This is a genomic window from Pseudomonas sp. PME37.24/006 (assembly GCF_055556635.1).
This window is the reverse complement of the sequence record NZ_JBVHNL010000239.1, coordinates 1-249: the sequence shown is the minus strand read 5'-3', so window position 1 is coordinate 249 and position 249 is coordinate 1. Positions and strand designations below refer to the sequence as shown.

The 249-nt window shown below is 41.4% G+C and carries 1 protein-coding gene; it reads left to right on the top strand.

Annotated features, from left to right (window positions below; translation table 11 throughout):
• A partial coding sequence (locus ACZ3GY_RS24555) for an NAD-dependent epimerase/dehydratase family protein (RefSeq protein WP_465912408.1) occupies nucleotides 1–249 on the top strand: 249 nt, incomplete at both ends.

Sequence of the window (249 nt, the reverse complement as noted above, 5' to 3'; positions counted from 1 at the left end):
CAGTGGATTTCATTCAGCAAAACTTACTCATTCAGGGCAATGTGATGGAAGCTGCCCAGAAATATCAAGTTGAAAAACTGATATTTCTGGGATCGAGTTGCATTTATCCAAAAATGGCACCGCAGCCAATCAAAGAAGAATATCTTTTGAATGGCGCATTGGAGCCAACCAATGAAGCCTATGCCATTGCCAAGTTAGCTGGTATCAAAATGTGCAAAGCGTACAACCGACAATACGGTACTAACTTCA